We start from the raw sequence: 17982 nt of genomic DNA, 5'->3' as shown, positions 1-17982 counted from the left end.
CACCATGACAGAGCTGCGAAACGTCGAAGCCGACCTCGCGCAGTTCCGCACGCGCGTGATCGTGATCGCGCTGGCCGTGCTGCTGGCCTTCGGCCTGATCGTGGCGCGCATGGTGTGGCTGCAGGTGGTGCAGCACGAGGCCTACATGGCGCAGGCCGAGAGCAACCGCACTGCCGTGCTGCCGGTGGTGCCCAACCGCGGGCAGATCGTCGACCGCCAGGGCCGCGTGCTGGCCAGCAACTACTCGGCCTACACCCTGGAGATCACGCCCTCGCAGACGCCGGACGTGGACGCCACGCTGACCGCGCTGCGCGAACTGGTCGAGATCTCGCCCCGCGACGAGCGCCGCTTTCGCAAGCTGATGGAGGAGTCGCACCGCTTCGACGCGGTGCCGGTGCGCACGCGCCTGAGCGACGAGGAGGTGGCCCGCTTCACCGCGCAGCGCTTCCGCTTCCCCGGCGTGGAGGTGCGCGCCAAGCTGCTGCGCCACTACCCCAACGGCGAGTCGGCCAGCCACGTGGTGGGCTACATCGGGCGCATCAACCAGCGCGAGAAAGAGCTCATGGCCGACTGGCCCGAAGAAGAGCAGGCCAACTACCGCGGCACCGAATACATCGGCAAGCTCGGCGTGGAGCAGCAGCAGGAGCAGACGCTGCACGGCACCACCGGTTTCGAGCGCGTCGAGACCTCGGCCGGCGGACGCGCGGTGCGCTCGCTGGCGGCGACCGCGCCCGTACCGGGCGACACCATGGTGCTGACCATCGACGCCAAGCTGCAACACCTCATCGAGACGCTCTACGGCAATCGCCGCGGTGCGCTGGTGGCCATCGACCCGCGCAACGGCGAGGTGCTGGCGCTGGTTTCCAAGCCCACCTTTGATCCCAACCTCTTCGTGGAAGGCATTGACGTCGACAACTGGCGCGCGCTCAACGAATCGATCGACAAGCCGTTGCTCAACCGCGCGCTGCGCGGCGGGTACCCACCGGGCTCCACCTACAAGCCCTTCATGGCGCTGGCCGCGCTCGAGACCGGTGCGCGCAAGGTCGATACCGTCGTCAACGACCCGGGCTACTGGATGCTGGGCAACCACCGCTTCCGCAGCCACGGGGACGCCGGGCTGGGCGCGGTGGATCTGCGCCGCAGCATCATCAAGTCGAGCAACGTCTACTACTACTCGCTGGCCAACGAGATGGGCGTGGACGCCATGCACGATTTCATGAAGCCGTTGGGCTTTGGGCAGATCACCGGCATCGACCTCAAGGGCGAGTTGCGCGGCGTGCTGCCCAGCCAGGCCTGGAAGCGCGCCACCTACAAGACGCCCGAGCAGCAACGCTGGTACGCCGGCGAGACGATCTCGCTCGGCATCGGCCAGGGCTACAACAACTTCACCATGCTGCAGATCGCGCACGCCATGGCCACACTGGCTGGCGGTGGCGTCAAGCACACGCCGCACCTCACGCTGGCCCGGCGCGACCCGATCACCGGCGAGCGCCAGGCGTTGCCCAAACCCGAGGGCGTGCCGCTGGGCTACCAGCCCGCGCACCTGCAGGCGGTGCTGAGCGCCATGCAAGCCGTCACCACCGAAGGCACGTCGGCGCGCGTGTTCGCGGGCGCCGGCTACACCAGCGGCGGCAAGACCGGCACGGCCCAGGCCGTCACCATCGGTCAACGCGAGCGCTACGACGCGAAAAAGCTGGAAGAGCACCAGCGCGACCACTCGCTCTACGTCGCCTTCGCGCCGGCCGACGCGCCGCGCGTGGCGCTCGCCGTCATCGTCGAGAACGCCGGCTTCGGCGCCGCCGCCGCCGCACCCATCGCGCGCCGCGTGTTCGACTACCTGCTGCTCGACCAGTACCCGAGCGAGCAGGACATCGCCGCGCAACAGGCCGGCCAGGGCGGCCCGCCGATCGGCACACCGCGCAAGGCGAGCGAGGTGCCCTGGCCACCGGTACCGGCCGCGGTCAGCGCCGCCCAGTGATCTCGCGCGGTGCGCCGCGTGTCAGCGCAACCAGGCGTCGTAGGTGGTCCGTGCGATCAGCACGGTGACCACCCCGATGAACACCCAGCGCACGAAGCCGCTGCCGTGCTTGAGCGCCAGGCGGGTGCCCAGCAAGCTGCCGGCAACGTTGGCCACCGCCATGACCAGCGCGAAATGCCACCACACGTGGCCCTTGAGCGCGAACAGCGAGAGGGCAGCAAGGTTGGACGCCGTGTTGAGCAGCTTGGCGCTGGCGCTGGCGTGCAGGAAATCAAAGCCCAGCCAGCGCACGAACAAAAAGACGAAGAAGCTGCCGGTGCCCGGGCCGAAGAAGCCGTCGTAGAAGCCGAGCACCACACCCATGGCGCAGGCCGCCGCGGTCTGATGCGCGGCCGCGAAGGCCGGCGCGTGGGAACGGCCCATGTCCTTGCGCGCCAGGGTGTAGATCAGCACCGCTGCGAGTACGAACGGCAGCGCGCGGCGCAGGATGTCAGGCGAGACCACGGTCACCGTCCATGCACCGGCCATGGCGCCCACGAAGGTGAGCACTGCCGCCGGCAGCAGCGAGGCCCAGGGCATGTCCACGCGGTGCGCGTATTGCGTGGCGGCGGCCGCCGTGCCCCAGACGGCAGCGCCCTTGCCGGTGCCGAACAGCGTGGCCGGGTGGGTGTTGGGAAAGATCGCGAACAGCGCGGGCACCAACACCAGCCCGCCGCCGCCCACGATCGCGTCGATGAAGCCGGCCAGCAACGAGGCGGCCGAAGCGAGCAGCAATTCCATGGCGCCGCGATTGTCGCCGCCCGCCACGAGACGCCCTGTCGCGGACACCTTCAAAAGCAAAGAGCCGACCTTGTGGGTCGGCTCCTGTGGTGTGGGTTGCGCCGGTGTGGCACGTCCGGCGCTGCCGGTGTTCTGTCGTCTCCTCGGTCTCCAGGGTCCGCTGCCCCGCAGGGCATCGGCGATGGCGCAACTGTAGCCGACCGCACCGGACAGGTGCGTACGGGCTTTCCCTTGCACCCGCTGGCCACTGGCACAGGAAATGCTGTGCGGGCCCACCACCGTTGGGGGATATCACATGCACCAAAAGCGACTCCCGGGCCGTCAGGCTTTGTTTTGCCTGCCCTCCGTGCTCCGTTTCGTGAAGCGCGTCACACCCATGGCGGCCTGGACCCTGCCCGGGCTGGCGTGGGCCCAGGGGCCCAGTGGCCCGGCGCTTGCGCCGACCGACGGCCTGGACGGCGCCGACACCGCCTGGGTCATGGTCAGCACCGCGCTGGTGGTGTTGATGACGCTGCCCGGCATCGCGCTGTTCTATGGCGGCATGGTGCGCCGCTTCAATGTGATCAACACGCTGGCCAGCGTGGTGGCGATCGCCGCGCTCGTGAGTCTGTTGTGGTTCGCGTTGGGCTACTCGCTGGCCTTCACGCCCGGAGGCGCCCTGGGCGGCTTCATCGGCGGGCTTGACCGCATCGGCTTCGCGGGCCTGGACTACCTGGGAACGACGGGGCAGGTGGCGGTGAGCCACATCGCACCGCACCTGCCCGAGTCGGTGTTCGCCATGTTCCAGCTCAGCTTCGCGGTCATCACCTGTGCGCTGGTGGTGGGCGCGCTGGTGGAGCGCATGAGGTTCGGTGCGCTGCTCGGGTTCATGGGCCTGTGGTTGCTGTTGGTGTATGCCCCCATCGCGCACTGGGTGTGGGAACCGGGCGGCTGGCTGGCGCAACTCGGTGCACTCGATTTCGCGGGCGGTGCGGTGGTGCACATCAACGCCGGCGCTGCGGCGTTGGTGTGTGCGTACGCATTGGGCCCGCGCCAGGGCTATGGGCGCGAGCCTTTCCTGCCCTTCAACCTGGGCCTGACGATGGCCGGCACCGGCCTGCTGTGGGTGGGCTGGTTCGGCTTCAACGGCGGCTCGGCGCTCGCCGCCGACGGGCGCGCGGGGCTGGCGATCGCCGTCACGCACATCGCCGCGGCGGCCGGGGCCCTGTCCTGGATGGCCGCCGAGTGGTGGGTGCGCAAGCGCGCCACGCTACTGGGTTTGTGTTCGGGCGTGGTGGCGGGCCTGGTGGCCATCACGCCGGCAGCGGGCTTCGTGAGCCCGCGCGCAGCGCTGGTGATCGGCATCGTGGCCGGGCTGGCCTGCTACTGGGGCGCCACCGGCCTCAAGCGCCTGCTGCGCGCCGACGATTCGCTCGATGTGTTCGGCGTGCACGGTGTCGGCGGCCTGGTGGGTGCCTTGCTCACCGGCGTGTTCGCCGACCCGGCCATCGGCGGGGCCTCGGGCAATGTGCTGACGCAACTCGTGGCCTGCCTGGCGGTGCTGGCCTACAGCCTGGTGATGACCACGGTGGTGCTGTTCGCGGTGTCACGCTTTGCCGGGTTGCGCGTGCGCGAGGGCGACGAACGACAGGGACTTGATCTGTCGTTGCACAACGAAAAACTCGGCGGGTGAGCGGCCCATGAGCACCGGCAGCGAGCTGTTCGCGATCGCCGCGCACCTGCACGTGCTGCTGCGGCGCAAGACCGGGCGGGTGACGGACACCGAGTGGATGACGGTCAACGCGGAGTACGCGCGCGAGATCGTGCGCTACACCCGCGAGAAGGCGCGCAGCGACGGACACACCGACCTGTTGCCCCTGGCGGACAAGCTGGAGGCAGCGATCAACGCGATGGGCGCCATGCCGCGCCGCACGCTGCTGGAGGTGGCGGCCGACAGCCTGCGGCCTGGCCCGGCATCGCCTGCCGCGCCCGACGGCGATCCACGCTACGTGGGCGGTCTGCGCTGAGGCCGCTCAGGCGCCCGCACGGATCCAGCGCGCCGCCTTCTCCGCGATCATGAGCGTCGGGCTGTTGGTGTTGCCGCTGGTGATGGTGGGCATCACGCCCGCGTCGACCACGCGCAGACCCGCGATGCCGCGCACGCGCAGGTGGCTGTCCACCACCGCGGTCGGGTCGTCCGCGCGCCCCATCTTCGTGGTGCCCACGGGGTGGAAGATGGTGCTGGCGATGTCCCCCGCCAGGCGCGCGAGTTCTTCGTCGCTCTGGTACTGCGGGCCAGGCTTGTGCTCCTCGGGCCGGTAGGGCGCCAGTGCGGGCTGCGCGACGATGTGGCGTGTCACGCGCAGGCTGTCGGCGGCCACACGGCGGTCGTCGTCGGTGGCGAGGTAGTTGGGCGCGATCGCCGGCGCGGCCTCGGGCGCGGCACCGGTGATGCGCACGTGCCCGCGGCTCGTGGGGTTGAGGTTGCACACGCTGGCGGTGAACGCGGGGAAGGCGTGCAGCGGTTCACCAAAGGCATCGAGGCTGAGCGGCTGCACGTGGTACTCGAGGTTGGCGTGCGGCCGCGACGGATCGCTGCGCGTGAAGGCGCCGAGCTGGCTGGGCGACATGCTCATCGGTCCGCTGCGCGTGAGCGCGTACTGCAGGCCGATCTTCGCCTTGCCCCAAAGGGAGTTGGCCAGCGTGTTGAGCGTGCTCACGCCCTGCACCTTGTAAACGGCGCGGATCTGCAGGTGGTCCTGCAGGTTCTCGCCCACGCCCGGCAATTCATGCACCACGGCAATGCCGTGTTGCTGCAGCAGCGGCGCCGGGCCCACGCCCGAGCGTTGCAGGATGGCGGGTGAGCCGACGCTGCCAGCGCTGAGCACCAGCTCCTGCGTGGCGCGCACGGCCACACGCTCACCGCCGCGGCGCAGCTCGGCACCGGTGCAGCGCAGCGCGCCGCTGGCGCCGCGCTCGATGGTCAGGCGCTCGGTGAGCGTCTCGGTCCACACCGTGAGGTTCGGGCGCTGCTGCACCGGGCGCAGAAAGGCCTTGGACGCGTTCCAGCGCCAGCCCGCTTTCTGGTTCACCTCGAAGTAGCCCACGCCCTCGTTGTCGCCGGCGTTGAAGTCGGCCGTGGCGGGGATGCCGGCCTGCTGCGCCGCCTGCGCGAAGGCGTCGAGGATGTCCCAGCGCAGGCGCTGCTTCTCGATGCGCCATTCGCCGGTGCTGCCGAGGCGGCCGTTGCCGTGCAGCTTCGCGAAGGCCTCGTCCTGCGCGGCATCGAGCCGGTAGTGGTCCTCGTGCGCGCGAAAGTCGGGCAACGCGTTGTCCCAGCGCCAGGCATCGTCGCCGGTGAGGTCGGCCCAGTGCTCGTAGTCGCGCCGCTGGCCGCGCATGTAGATCATGCCGTTGATGCTGGAACAGCCGCCGAGCGTCTTGCCGCGCGGGTAGCGCAGGCGCCGGCCGTTGAGACCGGGGTCGGGCTCGGTCTGGTAGCACCAGTCGGTGCGCGGGTTGCCGATGCAGTAGAGGTAACCCACCGGAATGTGGATCCAGTGGTAGTCGTCCTTTCGCCCCGCCTCGACCAGCAGCACGCGCTTCGACGGGTCGGCGCTCAGGCGGTTGGCAAGCAGGCACCCTGCGGTGCCCGCGCCGATGACGATGAAGTCGAAGGTGAGGCCGTTCACTTGGCGGTCGGCATGACGAACTCGGCACCTTTGCCGATGCTTTCGGGCCAGCGCTGCATGATCGACTTCTGCTTGGTGTAGAAGCGCACGCCCTCCTCGCCGTAGGCGTGCATGTCGCCGAACAGGCTCTTCTTCCAGCCACCGAAACCATGCCAGGCCATCGGCACCGGGATGGGTACGTTGATGCCCACCATGCCGACCTGGATGCGCCGCGCGAACTCGCGCGCCACGTTGCCGTCGCGGGTGAAGCAACTCACGCCGTTGCCGAACTCGTGGTCGTTGATGATCTGCACCGCGGTGGCGAAATCGGGCACGCGCACGCAGCTGAGCACGGGGCCGAAGATCTCTTCCTTGTAGATCTTCATGTCGGTGGTCACGTGGTCGAACAGCGTGCCGCCCATCCAGAAGCCCTTGGCCGTGTCGGCGCCGGCCTTCGCGCCATCGAAGCCGCGGCCGTCCACCAGCAGCGTCGCGCCTTCCTTCGCGCCGGCATCGATGTAGCCGCTGATGCGCGCATGCGCAGCGGCCGTGACGATCGGGCCCATCTCGGCCGCGAGGTTCATGCCGTCGAGCACCTTGAGCGTCTTCGTGCGCTCGATCAGCTTCGGCATGATGCGCTCGCCGACGTCGCCCACCAGCACCGCCACGCTGATCGCCATGCAGCGTTCGCCGGCGCTGCCGTAGGCCGAGCCGATGAGCGCGTCCACCGCTTGGTCGAGGTCGGCGTCGGGCATCACCACCATGTGGTTCTTGGCGCCGCCCAGGGCCTGCACGCGCTTGCCGTGGTGGGCCCCGGTTTCGTAGATGTAGTTCGCAATCGGCGTGGAGCCGACGAAGCTGATGGCCTTCACGTCGGGGTGCACGAGCAGCGCGTCCACGGCTTCCTTATCGCCCTGCACCACGTTGTAGACGCCGTCGGGCAGCCCGGCCTGTTTGAGCAGTTCGCCGATGAAAAGCGAGGGCGAGGGATCGATCGGGCTGGGCTTGAGCACGAAGGTGTTGCCCGCGGCGATGGCCACCGGGAACATCCACATGGGCACCATGACCGGGAAGTTGAACGGCGTGATGCCGGCCACCACGCCCAGCGGCTGGCGCAGCGTCCAGTTGTCCATGCCGGTGGAGACCTGATCGGTGAAGTCGCCCTTGAGCAACTGGGGAATGCCGCAGGCGAACTCGATGATGTCGATGCCGCGCGCCACCTCGCCCTGCGCGTCGGTGAACACCTTGCCGTGCTCGGCGGTGATCAGCTTGGCCAGCGTGTCCTTGTGCTGGTTCACGAGTTCGAGGAACTTGAACATCACGCGCGCCCGTCGGATCGGCGGCGTGTCGGCCCAGGCCGGGAACGCGGCTTGAGCGGCGGCCACGGCGGCACCCACGTCGGCTGCGTTGGCGAGCGCCACGCGGCCGGTGACGGCACCGCTGGCGGGGTTGGTCACGTCCTGCACACGGGCGGACGTGCCGGGGGCGACGCGACCGCCGATGAAGTGATGGATGGGAGTGGGGTTCGTGGACATGGCGGGGCCTCGGTGAGCAACGGCGGAAAAGGGAACGATCGGTTCAGTGTAGGCAGCCACCTCCCCCGTGCCTAGACCAACGGCGTGAACGCATTGTTTGCATTGGTGAACAATGGCGCCATGAAGTCCGAAAAAGTCGAAGCGCTCTGGGGGCACCTTCACTGGCTCACGGTGCTGGCACAACAAGGCAGCTACACGGCGGCCGCGCAGCGCCTGGGCGTGAGCAAGGCGGCCATGAGCCAGCACATTGCCGAGCTGGAGCGCGCGGCCGGTGTGCCGTTGGTGCAGCGCACCACGCGCAGCGTGCGCCTCACCGAAGCCGGGCAACGCCTGGTGGACGGCATGCGCGAACCCTTCGAGCGCATCGCGCAGAGTTTCTCCAGCGTGCGCGACCTGGCCGAGCTGCCGTCGGGACGCATCCGCGTCACGGCCCCGGTGGCCTTCGCGCGCCAGCAACTCGTGCCTCGCATCGCTGAGTTCCTGCGCGCCCACCCCCAGGTGCGGCTGGAGCTCGAACTCTCCGACCGGCTGAGCTCGCTCGCCACCGAGGGCTTCGACCTGGCCATCCGCCATACCGCCGCGCCGCCCGACACCCACGTGGCCTGGACGCTGTGCGACACGCGCTCGTTGCTGGTGGCCAGCCGCGCCTACCTGCGCCGCCGCGGCACACCCACGAACCCGCAGGACCTGGCGCAGCACGACTGCCTGCATTACCCGCGCGGGCAGGACACGCCGACCTGGCACTTCCAGCCCACCGATCCGCGACGGCGCGGCAGTACACCGCGCGTGACAGTCGCTGTGGCCGGGCCCTTCAGCGCCAACAACAGCGAGGCCTTGCGCGATGCCGCCATCGCCGGCCTGGGCATCGCGCTCGTGCCCGACTTCAGCGCGCAGGCTGCGCTGCAAGCGGGCAAGCTGGTCGAGGTGCTGGACGGCTGGGAATCGGTGGGCGGCTTCAGCCCGCACATCTACGCCATCCGCCCCTACGCGAGCCACGTGCCGCGCGCGGTAACGGCGTTCGTCGCGTGGTTGCGCGAGACGCTGGCGCCGGGCTTTGGCGTGACGTCCTGAGCCCGCGGGTGCGAGGCTGGCGGCTCAGATGATTTGGTCATAAACAACCAAAAACGTATTCGTTCCTTCTTCCATGCGTTCCCGGGAACATCGCGGCCTTGCTGCACCGAGCAGCCCCGCAACCCAAGCAAGGAACGCCTCATGTCCACCCGTCGCCACCTTCTGCACACCCTGGGCGCCGCCGCGCTCACGCTCACGCTGGGCACCGCGCACGCCCAGCCCGCGCCCGTCACGCTGCTCAACGTCAGCTACGACCCGACGCGCGAGCTCTACGTCGAGATCAATGCCGCATTCGCCAAACAGTGGAAGGCCAAGACCGGCCAGGACGTGACCATCAAGCAGTCGCACGGCGGCTCGGGCCGCCAGGCGCGCTCCATCATCGACGGCCTGGACGCCGACGTCGCCACGCTGGCCCTGGCCGGTGACACCGACGCGCTGCACACCAACGGTCAGTGGATTCCCAAGGACTGGCAGAAACGCCTGCCGCAGAACAGCTCGCCCTACACCTCCACCATCGTGCTGGTCACGCGCGCGGGCAACCCCAAGAACATCAAGGACTGGGACGACCTGATCCGCCCCGACGTCAAAGTCATCACGCCCAACCCCAAGACCTCGGGCGGAGCGCGCTGGAACTACCTGGCCGCGTGGGAGTTCGCCAAGCGCAAGTACGGCAGCGACGACAAGGCCAAAGAGTTCGTGGGCAAGCTCTACGCCAACGTGCCCGTGCTCGACACCGGCGCACGCGGCTCGTCCGTGACGTTCGCTCAGCGCAACCAGGGCGACGTGTTCATCAGCTGGGAGAACGAGGCCTACCTGCTCGAGAAGGAGTTCGGCAACAAGGTCGACTTCGTCTACCCCTCGCTGTCCATCCTGGCCGAGCCCGCGGTGACCGTGGTCGACAAGAACGTGGACAAAAAGGGCACCCGCGCCGTGGCGCAGGCCTACCTCGAATACCTGTACACCGAAGAAGCGCAGGACATCATCGGCAAGCACTTCTACCGCCCGCGCTCCGAGAAGGCCCAGGCCAAGTACGCCAAGCAGTTGCCCAAGCTCAACCTGTTCACCATCGACCAGGCCTTCGGCGGCTGGGACCAGGCGGCCAAGGTGCACTTTGTGGACGGCGGCAGCTTCGACCAGATCTACACGCGCAAGTGAGCGACATGAACACCGTGCTCATCGTGCCGGGCTGGCGCAACTCGGGACCTGGTCATTGGCAATCGTTGTGGGCTGCGCAGTTGCCCGGCGCGAAGCGGGTGGAACAGGACGACTGGCTTTGGCCGCGCCGCACGGCTTGGGTACAGCGGTTGGTCGAGACCATCGAGGCGCAAACGGAACCGGTGGTGCTGGCTGCGCACAGCCTCGGTTGCATCGCGGTGGCCCACTTGCCCACCGCGGTGGCACCGCGCATCGCGGGTGCGCTGCTGGTGGCCCCGGCCGACCCGGAACGCCGCGCCCCACTGGCCGATTTCGCGCCTGTGCCTTACCACTGCCTGCCCTGGCCCAGTGTGCTCGTGGCCAGCGACAACGACCCGTTCTGCCCGGTGCGCCTCGCGGGCGCCTACGCCCGCGCCTGGGGCAGCGAGTTCATCCGGCTTGACGGCGCGGGCCACATCAACGTGGCCTCCGGCCACGGCGAATGGCCGCTGGGGCGCGAGCTGCTGCGCCGCCTGACACAGGACACGCGCCGGCCACATGCCGCCACCGCATAAGCAAAGCACAACAAAGTCGTTCGTTTCGAGCGTGACGGCTTCCAGAATCCGCGTCCTCGTCGACAAGACCCTTCTCGCCTGCCATGAACAGCACCAAAACCCTCATCGCCATCGCCGCCATCGCTGCGAGCACCCTCGCCGCGGCCCAGACCACGCTGCTCAACGTGTCCTACGACGTGTCGCGCGAGTTCTACAAGGACATCAACGCCGCCTTCATCGAGGCGCAGAAGAAGGCCGGAAAGACCGTGGTGGTCAACCAGTCGCACGCGGGCTCCAGCGCGCAGGCGCGCGCCGTGGCCGACGGCCTGGAGGCCGACGTGGTGACCTTCAACACCACCACCGACGTCGACTTCCTGGCCGAAAAAGGCGTGGTGGCCAAGGACTGGCGCCAGAAGTTCCCGAACGGCGCCGCGCCCACCACGTCCACCATGCTGTTCCTGGTGCGCAACGGCAACCCCAAGAACATCAAGGACTGGGACGACCTGATCAAGCCCGGCGTGCAGGTGGTTGTCGTCAACCCCAAGACTGGCGGCAACGGCCGCATGGCGTATCTCGCAGCCTGGGGCCAGGTGCGCGCCAAGGGCGGCACCGACGAACAAGCCGCCGAGTTCGTGCGTGCGCTCTACAAGAACGTGCCGGTGCTCGCACGCGGCGGGCGCGACGCGACCGGCGTCTTCCTGCAACGCAACATCGGCGATGTGCTGATCACCTTCGAATCCGAGGTCGTCTCGGTCGACAAGGAGTTCGGCGCCGGCAAGGTCGACGCGGTGCACCCCAGTTCCAGCATCGTGGCCGAGAACCCGGTCGCCATCGTGGAGCGCACGGTGGCCAGGAAGGGCACGGCCGCTGAGGCCAAGGCCTACCTTGACTTCCTGTACTCCGACGAGGGCCAGGCCATCGCCGCCAAACACAACATCCGCCCGCGTTCGGAAGCCATCCTCAAGCAGCACGCCAGCGCCTTCAAGCCCATCAAGCTGTTCACGGTCGACCAGTACTTCGGCTCGCTCGCGGAGGCACAGAAAGTGCAATTCAACGACGGCGGCAAGTTCGACCAGATCTACACGGTGCGTTGAGCCATGACCACCGCCTCGCTGCCCCTGCCGGCAGCGCCCGGTGCGCGGCGCGCCACGCGCCGCGTGCTGCCGGGCTTCAACATCACGCTGGGCTACACGCTGTTCTACCTGGGCCTGATCGTGCTGATCCCGCTCTCGGCGCTGGTGCTCAAGACCTTGTCCATGACCTGGCCGCAGTTCTGGGAGGCCGTGGCCTCGCCGCGCGTGCTGGCGTCCTACCGCCTCACCTTCGGCGCCTCGCTGATCGCGGCCTCGGTGAACGTGGTGTTCGGCCTGCTCGTGGCCTGGGTGCTGGTGCGCTACACCTTCCCGGGCAAGAAGATCGTCGACGCGCTGGTGGACCTCCCGTTCGCACTGCCCACCGCGGTGGCCGGCATTTCGCTCACCGCGCTGCTGGCCGACAACGGCTGGGTGGGTCAGTGGTTCGCGCCGCTGGGCATCCAGCTCGCGTTCAACCCCAACGGCGTGGTCATCGCACTCATCTTCATCGGCCTGCCTTTCGTGGTGCGCACGGTGCAGCCGGTGCTGGAAGACACCGAGAAGGAACTCGAAGAAGCCGCCAGCAGCCTGGGCGCCACGCGCTGGCAGATCTTCTGGCGCGTGATCTTCCCGGGCATCGCGCCGGCGCTGCTCACCGGCTTTGCCATGGCCTTTGCGCGCGCGGTGGGTGAGTACGGCTCGGTGATCTTCATCGCCGGCAACATGCCCATGGTGTCGGAGATCACGCCGCTGATCATCGTCGCCAAGCTCGAGCAGTACGACTACGCGGGCGCCACCGCCGTGGCCTCGGTCATGCTGGCCATCTCGTTCGTGCTGCTGCTGATCATCAACGGCCTGCAGGCCTGGCAGCGCAAGCGCAGCGGTGGAGCGATGGCATGAGCGTTGCAAGAACCGAGGCGCCCTGGGTGCGCCGCACACTCATCGCCGCGGCGCTGGTCTTCATGGCGCTGTTCCTGGTGCTGCCGCTGGCCGCGGTGTTCACCGAGGCGCTGCGCAAAGGCTGGGACGCCTACTGGGAGGCGCTGAAAGAGCCCGACGCCTGGTCGGCGATCCGGCTCACGCTGATCACCGCGGCGGTGGCCGTGCCGCTGAACCTGGTGTTCGGCGTGGCTGCGGCCTGGGCCATTGCCAAGTTCGAGTTCCGTGGCAAGGCCTTCCTCACGACCCTGATCGACCTGCCGTTTTCGGTGTCGCCGGTGGTGGCGGGCCTGATCTACGTGCTGGTGTTCGGCGCGCAGGGCTGGCTGGGGCCCTGGCTGGCCGAGCACGACATCAGAATAGTGTTCGCTGTGCCCGGCATCATCCTGGCCACCATCTTCGTCACCTTCCCCTTCATCGCGCGCGAACTCATTCCGCTGATGCAGGCGCAGGGCAACGAGGAGGAGCAGGCCGCGCAGGTGCTGGGCGCCAGCGGCTGGCAGACCTTCTGGTACGTCACGCTGCCCAACATCAAGTGGGGCCTGATCTACGGCGTGATCCTGTGCAACGCGCGCGCCATGGGCGAGTTCGGCGCGGTCTCGGTGGTGTCGGGCCACATCCGCGGCCAGACCAACACCATGCCGCTGCACGTGGAGGTGCTCTACAACGAGTACCAGTCCGTCGCGGCCTTCGCGGTGGCCTCGCTGCTGGCGCTGCTGGCCCTGGTCACCCTGGCTATCAAGACCGTCGCCGAATGGCGCATGGAGCGCGAGCTCAAGGCCCTGGCCGAGCTGCCGCCCGAACGTCCCCGCACCGATGCCGTTGCCACAACGGCAGGAGCCCCCGCATGAGCATCAACGTCCAGAACATCTCCAAGCACTTCGGCAGCTTCCACGCGCTCGACAACATCCAGCTCGACATCGAGAGCGGCGAGCTGCTGGCCCTGCTCGGCCCCTCGGGCTGCGGCAAGACCACGCTGCTGCGCATCATCGCGGGCCTGGAAACCGCCGATGCCGGCCAGATCGTCATCAGCGGCGAGGACAGCACCCACGTGCACGTGCGCGAGCGCAACGTCGGCTTCGTGTTCCAGCACTACGCGCTGTTCCGCCACATGACGGTGGCAGACAACGTGGCCTTCGGCCTGCGCGTCAAGCCGCGTGGCGAGCGCCCGGGCGAGAAGCAGATCCAGGCCAAGGTGCACGATCTGCTCAAGCTGGTGCAGCTCGACTGGCTGGCCGATCGCTACCCGGCGCAGCTCTCGGGCGGGCAGCGCCAGCGCATTGCCCTGGCGCGCGCGCTGGCGGTGGAGCCAAAGGTACTGCTGCTCGACGAGCCCTTCGGCGCGCTCGACGCCCAGGTGCGCAAGGAACTGCGCCGCTGGCTGCGCCGCCTGCACGACGAGCTGCACGTCACCAGCATCTTCGTCACGCACGACCAGGAGGAAGCCCTCGAAGTGGCCGACCGCGTGGTGCTGATGAACCACGGCAAGATCGAACAGGTGGGCAGCCCGCGCAGCGTGTGGGAACACCCGGCAACGCCGTTCGTGGCGCGCTTTCTCGGCGGCGTGCCGCTGGTGGGCGACGGCACACGCCCGCTGCGCCCGCACGAACTTGAGGTGCGCCGGCTGTTGCCCGGCGAGCCGGCTGATGGCGGCGTGGTGGCCACCCTGCGCCGCGTGCTCGTGCTTGACCCGGTGGTCCGGCTGGAGCTGGAGTGCACCTCCTGCGAGCACGAGCTGATCGAGGCCCGCCTGGGCACGGCGCAGTTCGAGGCCCTGGGCCTGCGGGAGGGCGACACGGTGCGGGTGACGCCGCGCCCAACCCTCGTCGCGGTCGATCAGGCCCTGATGGGCTGAGGCGCCTCAGAACGCCGTCGGGTCCGCTGAAGCGCGAACACGCTCGCGAGGCAGGCCAGCAACAGCAACGCCAGGGTGCCCGGCTCGGGAACGCGGTGACCGTACTTGAGCAGGTCGGCTGCGGCCATGCCGATGATTTCGTGCGCGGCGGTGGTCGGGTGTACCGCGTCCCAGAACACGAACTCGTCTGCATTGACGCAAGACACTTCCAGCCCGCCCACCACGCTGCGGCACTGGCCGGCGGTGTTGGTGAAACCGAAGTCGTCCGGCATGGCGGCGATGTTGTTGAACAGGCCGAAGGTGTCGAGCGCGTAGATCGCGGCCTGGCCCGAGAGCGAGGCCAGCATCTGTGCCAGGGCAAGGTTCCACTGCTGGGAGGCAAAGGTGGCCAACGCGCTCTTGGCCGGATCACCCGCGAACTCGGGAATCAGCCCGAGGTTGGGCAGGTTGGGGACCAGCAGGGTTTTCGCGCCCTGACCGATCAGGCCGGTGAGCATGAACTGCAGGTTGGCGATGCCGGCGGGAATTCCCGCGGGGTTGCCGCTGCTGGCGACGTCACGCAGATCGTTACCACCGCCCCAGACGATGTAGAGCGCATTCGGATCAGCGCCCGGGGTGACGCCGTCCCACAGGGCGTACTGGGTCAGCAGGCCCGGGGGTGTCGTCCCGGCACCGGTGCGCGCGCCGCCGAAGGCCAGGTTGCTGCCACCTTGCAGCGAGGGCGTGCTCGACGCGCCGGCCATGCCCAAGCCCGCGCTGAGGTACTCGTGCCACACCGGCCCGTTGGAGAAGCGGCCATTGCTGCCGTAACCGATGGCGGTGGCCACGAAGGGGTCGGCGCCGTAGATGGAAGCGATGTTGCCGGTGTCAGACAGGCTGTCGCCGAAGACGACCACGCCGCTGTAGGGCAAGGCCTGGGCGGTGACGGCCGACAAGGCCAGGCTGGTCGTGACCAGGGCGGATCGCAACCAACGGGTCGCGCGGCGGGATTCGAACATGGATGTGTCTCCGGTGGATGATGTTCGGGGCAAGCCCCATCGGGCCTTCTGCGAGCCCGACGGGGCCCTGCAGCAAGACACGGACCAAGCAAGCCACGGCGCGGCCTGGCAGGGCGTGGCCATCCGGGCAGGTGCTCAGGCTGTCAAACCGGGCGACATCGGGTTTACGCGATGCCGGCACGCAGACCGGGAGGCTTGCCAGGGAACCCGGCCGTCGTGAAAGGGTCACGCAATCTCCTCAGCATCGCTGCCGCATGAAACACCCGATCGCCCGCCGCTTGCGCCGCGCCGCCATCCAGCACGAACGACAGGCACGCCACCCGGACAACGGCGATGCCGCGACGGACCTGCGCCTGTCGCTGGCGGACCTGTTGCGCCTGCACGGCGAGGGCTCGCTGCCGGTGCTGGTGATGCTGCTGTCCCTGTTCACGCTCATCCCGGTGGGCGGGGCCGGCTGGTTCCTGAGTTTCTTCATCGTGGCGCTCGGGTGGTATTGGGCGAAGGGGCGCGAGAGCGTTGCCCTCCCCGACGCGCTGGGTCGCCTCACGCTCAATGTGCGTTGGTCGCTGCGCAGCCTGCACGGCTTGGCCTGGCTTTACCAGCGCGCCAACCGCTGGCTGAGCCCGCGCTGGCAAGCGTGGCGCCATGAGCGCACGCGCGCCTGGTGGGGCGCGTGGATCGCGGTGATGGCCACCATCATTTTCCTGCCCCTGCCGTTCGGCAACGTGCTGCCCAGCCTGAGTCTGGTGCTGCTGGGGCTGGGCTGGATGTTTCGCGACGGCCTGGCGCTGCTGGCGGCCACCGCCGCGGGTGCGGGCGCGCTGGCTTACACGGTGGCGTTCGGGCAGGTCGTGATCGACCTCACCCAGCGGGGGTGGCACTGGCTCACGGGCTGAGGCGACGTGCCGCGGGGGCCACCTAGAATCGCCCGACCCCCTTTTACGCCCCCGGCATGTTGGACAACCACGCCCGAAACGACTGCCCGCTCTACGTGGATCTGGACGGTTCGCTCACACCGAGCGACACGCTGCATGAGTCGGCCATGCTGTTCGTGCGCGAGGATCCGCTGAACCTGCTGCGCATGCTGGCCTGGTTGCCGCGCGGCAAAGCCGGGTTCAAGCGCGCCCTGGCCGATGCCGTGCAGCCCGACCCGGCCCGCCTGCCCTGGCGCGAGGACTTTGTGCAGTTCCTGCGCGATGAACACGCGCGCGGACGGACGCTGGTCCTGGCCAGCGCGGCCGATGTGCGCGTCGGCCAGCGCGTGGCCGAGCACCTGGGCGTGTTCAGTGCCGTGCTGGGCACGGCCGATGGCGAACACAACCTCAGCCGCACGAACAAGCGCGAGGCGATCGCCGCGCATGCACGCGCGCTCGGCCACGAGCACTGGGCCTACGCCGGCAACAGCACCGACGACCTCAGCGTGTGGGAGGGTGCTTCACAGGCGATCGCGGTCAACGCGCCAGCGGGCGTGCTGCGGCGGCTGCGCCAGCGCCAACCGGTGGCACACACCTTCGAACACCATGCCCCTTCGCTCAAGACGCTGCTGCGCGCGATCCGGCTCAAGCAGTGGTCCAAGAACGGCCTCATCTTCCTGCCGCTGCTGGCTGCGCACTCGCTCGATCCGGCGCTGTGGCTGCAGGTATTCGTGGCCTTCGTGGCCTTTGGCCTGTGTGCCTCGGCCACCTACCTCTTCAACGACCTGCTCGACCTGCCCAACGATCGCGTGCATCGCATCAAGCGGCTGCGCCCGCTGGCCGCGGGCGCGGTGACCATCCAGCAGGCCGTCGTGCTGGGCGCGGTCATGATCGTGGCGGCTTTCGGGCTGGCGCTCTGGGTCGGCTGGCCGTTCACCGCCGTGCTGGCGCTCTACACAGCGCTCACGCTGGCGTACTCCATGCGCTGGAAGCGCATTGCGCTGTTCGACGTGCTGCTGCTGGCCGCGCTTTACACGCTGCGTATCGGCGCCGGGGCGGTGGCGGCCTCGGTCGACCCATCGAACTGGTTGCTCGCGATCTCGGTCTTCCTGTTCCTGAGTCTGGCGCTTGTAAAGCGCTGCGCCGAGCTGGAAGAAGCCATGGATGACCGCCGATCGTTGGCCCCCGGGCGCGGCTACCAACCACGCGACCTGCCTTCGCTGCGCAGCATGGGCATGTCCAGCGGCTTCATGGCGGTGCTGGTGCTGGCGCTCTACATCGACTCGCCCAACAGCCGTGCGCTCTACGCGCAACCCGATGTGCTGTGGGCCGCCTCGCCCGTGCTGCTGCTGTGGATCATGCGCATCTGGCTCAAGACCGGGCGGCGCGAGCTGCACGGCGAAGATCCCCTGGCCTTTGCCCTGAAAGATCCGTTCAGCTGGGTCACGCTGGCGGTGATGATCGGCATCGGTGTGCTCGCCACCGTCGGAATCTGATGCCC

16 protein-coding genes are annotated in these 17982 nt (G+C 68.7%); 12 read left to right on the top strand and 4 right to left on the bottom strand.

All coding sequences use genetic code 11. The annotated features are described in order from the left end of the window. Window positions 1-4 precede the first annotated feature (4 nt). Window positions 5-1978, top strand: a complete 1974-nt coding sequence (gene mrdA, locus M3149_RS08080) for a penicillin-binding protein 2 (RefSeq protein WP_251708794.1) — start codon at window positions 5-7, stop codon at window positions 1976-1978. Between the two features lie 21 nt (window positions 1979-1999). On the opposite strand, the gene M3149_RS08075 is transcribed toward mrdA, so the two are convergent. Continuing rightward, complete coding sequence (locus M3149_RS08075; protein ID WP_251708793.1) at window positions 2000-2758, bottom strand: TSUP family transporter; 759 nt, start codon at window positions 2756-2758, stop codon at window positions 2000-2002. Between the two features lie 376 nt (window positions 2759-3134). Here M3149_RS08075 and M3149_RS08070 point away from each other — a divergent pair, with 376 nt between their 5' ends. Both M3149_RS08070 and M3149_RS08065 read left to right on the top strand, forming a co-directional pair. Next, window positions 3135-4430, top strand: coding sequence for an ammonium transporter (locus M3149_RS08070; protein ID WP_285886798.1), 1296 nt, complete (start codon window positions 3135-3137; stop codon window positions 4428-4430). A gap of 7 nt (window positions 4431-4437) precedes the next feature. Continuing rightward, a complete protein-coding gene (locus M3149_RS08065; protein WP_251708792.1) occupies window positions 4438-4764 on the top strand; it encodes a hypothetical protein in 327 nt (108 codons plus the stop codon). Between the two features lie 6 nt (window positions 4765-4770). Here M3149_RS08065 and M3149_RS08060 read toward each other — a convergent pair whose 3' ends face one another. Next, entirely contained in the window at window positions 4771-6429 is a 1659-nt protein-coding gene (locus M3149_RS08060; protein WP_251708791.1) for a GMC family oxidoreductase, read from the bottom strand. Then, on the bottom strand, window positions 6426-7943 hold the full coding sequence (locus M3149_RS08055) for a CoA-acylating methylmalonate-semialdehyde dehydrogenase (RefSeq protein ID WP_251708790.1): 1518 nt from the start codon (window positions 7941-7943) through the stop codon (window positions 6426-6428). Before M3149_RS08055 ends, M3149_RS08060 begins: the two co-directional genes overlap by 4 nt. A 120-nt stretch (window positions 7944-8063) precedes the next feature. On the opposite strand from M3149_RS08055, the gene M3149_RS08050 reads away from it, so the two are divergent. From M3149_RS08050 to M3149_RS08020, 7 genes are all read left to right on the top strand, one after another. Continuing rightward, window positions 8064-9014: a LysR family transcriptional regulator gene (locus M3149_RS08050; RefSeq protein ID WP_251708789.1), complete on the top strand. Its 951-nt coding sequence runs from the start codon at window positions 8064-8066 to the stop codon at window positions 9012-9014. Between the two features lie 141 nt (window positions 9015-9155). Continuing rightward, window positions 9156-10169 carry a sulfate ABC transporter substrate-binding protein gene (locus M3149_RS08045; RefSeq protein ID WP_251708788.1) on the top strand — a complete coding sequence of 338 codons (1014 nt, stop codon included), beginning with the start codon at window positions 9156-9158 and terminating at the stop codon, window positions 10167-10169. A 5-nt stretch (window positions 10170-10174) separates the two neighbouring features. Further along, window positions 10175-10723, top strand: a complete 549-nt coding sequence (locus tag M3149_RS08040; RefSeq protein ID WP_251708787.1) for an RBBP9/YdeN family alpha/beta hydrolase — start codon at window positions 10175-10177, stop codon at window positions 10721-10723. 83 nt (window positions 10724-10806) lie between these two features. Further along, window positions 10807-11796 carry a sulfate ABC transporter substrate-binding protein gene (locus M3149_RS08035; protein WP_251708786.1) on the top strand — a complete coding sequence of 330 codons (990 nt, stop codon included), beginning with the start codon at window positions 10807-10809 and terminating at the stop codon, window positions 11794-11796. Window positions 11797-11799: 3 nt separating this feature from the next. Next, complete coding sequence (cysT, locus tag M3149_RS08030) at window positions 11800-12675, top strand: sulfate ABC transporter permease subunit CysT (protein ID WP_251708785.1); 876 nt, start codon at window positions 11800-11802, stop codon at window positions 12673-12675. Then, on the top strand, window positions 12672-13565 hold the full coding sequence (gene cysW / locus M3149_RS08025; RefSeq protein WP_251708784.1) for a sulfate ABC transporter permease subunit CysW: 894 nt from the start codon (window positions 12672-12674) through the stop codon (window positions 13563-13565). Before cysT ends, cysW begins: the two co-directional genes overlap by 4 nt. Next, window positions 13562-14569, top strand: a complete 1008-nt coding sequence (locus M3149_RS08020) for a sulfate/molybdate ABC transporter ATP-binding protein (protein WP_251708783.1) — start codon at window positions 13562-13564, stop codon at window positions 14567-14569. Before cysW ends, M3149_RS08020 begins: the two co-directional genes overlap by 4 nt. Here M3149_RS08020 and M3149_RS08015 read toward each other — a convergent pair. After that, entirely contained in the window at window positions 14551-15567 is a 1017-nt protein-coding gene (locus M3149_RS08015; protein ID WP_251708782.1) for an SGNH/GDSL hydrolase family protein, read from the bottom strand. The genes M3149_RS08020 and M3149_RS08015 overlap by 19 nt on opposite strands. A gap of 254 nt (window positions 15568-15821) precedes the next feature. Between M3149_RS08015 and M3149_RS08010 the strand changes: the two genes are divergently transcribed. Together M3149_RS08010 and M3149_RS08005 are read left to right on the top strand one after the other, a co-directional pair. Continuing rightward, window positions 15822-16463, top strand: a complete 642-nt coding sequence (locus M3149_RS08010) for an exopolysaccharide biosynthesis protein (RefSeq protein WP_251708781.1) — start codon at window positions 15822-15824, stop codon at window positions 16461-16463. Window positions 16464-16519: 56 nt separating this feature from the next. Next, window positions 16520-17977, top strand: coding sequence for a UbiA family prenyltransferase (locus M3149_RS08005; protein ID WP_251708780.1), 1458 nt, complete (start codon window positions 16520-16522; stop codon window positions 17975-17977). Window positions 17978-17982 lie beyond the last annotated feature (5 nt).

This window comes from Hydrogenophaga intermedia (genome assembly GCF_023715105.1).
Classification (GTDB): domain Bacteria; phylum Pseudomonadota; class Gammaproteobacteria; order Burkholderiales; family Burkholderiaceae_C; genus Hydrogenophaga; species Hydrogenophaga intermedia_A.
Note: the sequence above shows the minus strand (reverse complement) of the source record. Positions and strands in the feature narration are given on the sequence as shown.

Coding starts and splice junctions, on each gene's coding strand:
- mrdA (WP_251708794.1), top strand. CDS start 5: ATGACAGAGCTGCGAAACGTCGAAGCCGACCTCGCGCAGTTCCGCACG.
- M3149_RS08075 (WP_251708793.1), bottom strand. CDS start 2,758: ATGGAATTGCTGCTCGCTTCGGCCGCCTCGTTGCTGGCCGGCTTCATC.
- M3149_RS08070 (WP_285886798.1), top strand. CDS start 3,135: ATGGCGGCCTGGACCCTGCCCGGGCTGGCGTGGGCCCAGGGGCCCAGT.
- M3149_RS08065 (WP_251708792.1), top strand. CDS start 4,438: ATGAGCACCGGCAGCGAGCTGTTCGCGATCGCCGCGCACCTGCACGTG.
- M3149_RS08055 (WP_251708790.1), bottom strand. CDS start 7,943: ATGTCCACGAACCCCACTCCCATCCATCACTTCATCGGCGGTCGCGTC.
- M3149_RS08050 (WP_251708789.1), top strand. CDS start 8,064: ATGAAGTCCGAAAAAGTCGAAGCGCTCTGGGGGCACCTTCACTGGCTC.
- M3149_RS08045 (WP_251708788.1), top strand. CDS start 9,156: ATGTCCACCCGTCGCCACCTTCTGCACACCCTGGGCGCCGCCGCGCTC.
- M3149_RS08040 (WP_251708787.1), top strand. CDS start 10,175: ATGAACACCGTGCTCATCGTGCCGGGCTGGCGCAACTCGGGACCTGGT.
- M3149_RS08035 (WP_251708786.1), top strand. CDS start 10,807: ATGAACAGCACCAAAACCCTCATCGCCATCGCCGCCATCGCTGCGAGC.
- cysT (WP_251708785.1), top strand. CDS start 11,800: ATGACCACCGCCTCGCTGCCCCTGCCGGCAGCGCCCGGTGCGCGGCGC.
- cysW (WP_251708784.1), top strand. CDS start 12,672: ATGAGCGTTGCAAGAACCGAGGCGCCCTGGGTGCGCCGCACACTCATC.
- M3149_RS08020 (WP_251708783.1), top strand. CDS start 13,562: ATGAGCATCAACGTCCAGAACATCTCCAAGCACTTCGGCAGCTTCCAC.
- M3149_RS08015 (WP_251708782.1), bottom strand. CDS start 15,567: ATGTTCGAATCCCGCCGCGCGACCCGTTGGTTGCGATCCGCCCTGGTC.
- M3149_RS08010 (WP_251708781.1), top strand. CDS start 15,822: ATGAAACACCCGATCGCCCGCCGCTTGCGCCGCGCCGCCATCCAGCAC.
- M3149_RS08005 (WP_251708780.1), top strand. CDS start 16,520: ATGTTGGACAACCACGCCCGAAACGACTGCCCGCTCTACGTGGATCTG.